Origin of the sequence: Saccharomonospora iraqiensis subsp. iraqiensis, from assembly GCF_000430445.1 — a bacterium.
Lineage (GTDB): Bacteria > Actinomycetota > Actinomycetes > Mycobacteriales > Pseudonocardiaceae > Saccharomonospora > Saccharomonospora iraqiensis.
Genome location: NZ_KE387120.1, coordinates 92,547 through 94,905, shown reverse-complemented (window position 1 = coordinate 94,905; position 2,359 = coordinate 92,547). Strand labels below are relative to the sequence as shown.

The following is a 2,359-nucleotide window of genomic DNA, read 5'->3' as shown; positions in this document are numbered from 1 at the left end:
CGCAGGCTCACCGCTCGGGTTCCGGCTCCGGTGCGGGCCGCGGCTCGGGCGCCGGGCTCTCGTCCCGGGTCGTCCACGCGCGGCGCAGCGCCATCGCCGCCTCGGCGATCAGCCAGACCGCGAGCACGAAGATGATCGCGTCCAGCGGCGCGAGCACCCACTGGCCCTCCTCCACGAAGGTGCCGAGGTTGATCACCAGCGCCCAGGTCGTCATGACCAGCAGGAACACCAGCGGCACCAGCACGGCGACGGGGTTGCGGCGCCTGCGGGTCACCCACACCGCGATCACCGCGAGGCCCAGGCCCGCCGTGAGCTGGTTGGTGGTGCCGAACAGCTGCCACAGCACGCCGAAGGTGTAGCCGTCCTCGCCCCCACCGGGCAGCAGCGCCATCACCAGCGGCACGAGCACCGCGATGCCGGTGGCCAGGGTGATGTTGCGGGCCACCGTCCGGGCCCCGGCGATCTCGGCGATCTCCTGGACGATGTAGCGCTGCAACCGCACGCCGGTGTCCATCGTCGTGGCGGCGAAGCTGATGACCACGATCGAGGCGAAGACGATCCCCACCGCCACGGGCACACCCAGATTGCCCGCGAACGCCGCGACGCCCTCCACGAAGTTCGACGTGGCCGAACCGGACGCGGACCCGAAGTCCGCGTAGGCGGCGTTCCACGCGTCCGTGGTGGCGAACAACCCGGCGGTGCAGGCCAGGATCGACGCGACCGCCAGCGAGCCCTCGCCGACCGCGCCGAAGTAGCCGACGTAGCGCGCGTCGGGCTCCTTGTCGAGCTGCTTGGCCGTCGTGCCGGAGGCGACCAGGCTGTGGAACCCGGAGATCGCCCCGCAGGCGATGGTGATGAACAGCAGCGGGAACCAGCTCGGCGAGCCCTCCGGGGTGTCGTGGAAGGCGGGGGCCACGATCGTGTCCATCCCGACGATCACGCCGAGCCCGATCACGCCGAGCGCGATGAACAGCTGGTGCGAGTTGATGTAGTCGCGCGGTTGCAGCAACACCCACACCGGGATGCGGGAGGCGACGAACGTGTAGGCGAACAGCAGCAGCACCCAGATGTTGCGCTCGGTGAACAGCCCGTCGGCCGCCGCGATGCCCTCCAGGGACAGCGGCAGCGCCCGGCCCAGCAGGATCGAGGCGTACAGCAGGACGACGCCGACGATCGAGGGCAGCAGCGCCGCGCTGCGGGTGCGGTAGACGTACTGTCCGATCCCGATCGCGATCGGGATCTGCAGCAGGATCGGCAGGACCGCCTCGGGATAGGCCACGAACAGGTTCGCGATCACCACCGCGAACACGGCGTTCACCAGGGTCAGCAGGAAGAAGATGATCAGCAGGAACAGCGTGCGGGCGCGCCGGTTGATCACCTCCTGCGCCAGGGTGCCGATGCTCTTGGCGCGGTGGCGGACGGACACGGCCAGCGCACCGAAGTCGTGCACGCCCGCCGCGAAGACGGTGCCGAGCACCACCCAGGCCAGCGCGGGACCCCAGCCCCAGAAGACCGCGATCGCGGGCCCCACAATCGGTGCGGCACCCGCGACCGAGGTGAAGTGGTGCCCGAAGAGGACGTGCCGGTTCGTCGGCACGAAGTCGATCCCGTCGCGCATGCTGTGCGCGGGGGTGACGAACGCGGGGTCGAGGGCGTAGACCTTTCTGGCCAGGTACGAGGAGTAGTACCGGTACCCGAGGTAGAACAGGACGGCCACGAACGCGACCACCACGATGGCAGGCATCACACTCACTCCCCGGTACACCTGCGAAGGGCCCGACGATGTCGAGCGTGCACGGTAACAGGCCGGTGACGGACGGGTAAGGGTTCACGATGGACGAGTTCGTACCGTTATGGCGGCGCGCGCTCACGGCGGAGCTGTGCTGGCTGGACACCGACGGCACGCCGCGCGCGCTCGCGACCACTCCCCTGCTGGACCGCGGGGTCCCCTGCGTGGCACTGCCGTACTCGCGGGCGGCCGAGGTGGCGGGGCTGCGCCGCGTGGGACGGGCGGCATTCGCCGTCACGGATTCCCGGTCGGTGCCCGACGGGGAGTCCGGCCTGGCGTGTACGGCGACCGTCGAGGTGGTCGACGACACCGAGGGCGACCTGTTCACGGTCGAGCTGCTGGGCCAGGAGCTGCGCAAGTACCCCCCGTCCCGGGCGCTCGCGGACAGCCCGCTGCTGTGCCGGGAGAACTGGTGGTGGCTGCCGCGCATCGTCGTCCGGCTCACCGGCACCGTGCGCACGGTGCCGCTGACGGTGCGGACCAATCCTGCCCGGCACGCCCTGCTGGTCCGTCCCGGGCAGGACGGCCCGCGGCCGGCCACCGTCGCCGTCGCCGGAGCCGACGGCGGGA

The 2,359-nt window shown here is 71.0% G+C and carries 1 protein-coding gene and 1 pseudogene; one reads left to right on the top strand and one right to left on the bottom strand.

Features of this window, described 5'->3' with window-relative positions:
• Positions 1-7 precede the first annotated feature (7 nt).
• Positions 8-1,744, bottom strand: coding sequence for a carbon starvation CstA family protein (locus tag ACTIR_RS0118090; RefSeq protein ID WP_026455337.1), 1,737 nt, complete (start codon positions 1,742-1,744; stop codon positions 8-10).
• Positions 1,745-1,833: 89 nt separating this feature from the next.
• On the opposite strand from ACTIR_RS0118090, the pseudogene ACTIR_RS24145 reads away from it, so the two are divergent.
• Positions 1,834-2,359: pseudogene (locus ACTIR_RS24145) on the top strand (hypothetical protein); the annotation flags it as partial.

Excerpts from the sequence above, each read along its gene's own strand:
- ACTIR_RS0118090 (WP_026455337.1), bottom strand. The coding sequence starts at position 1,744 with ATGCCTGCCATCGTGGTGGTCGCGTTCGTGGCCGTCCTGTTCTACCTC.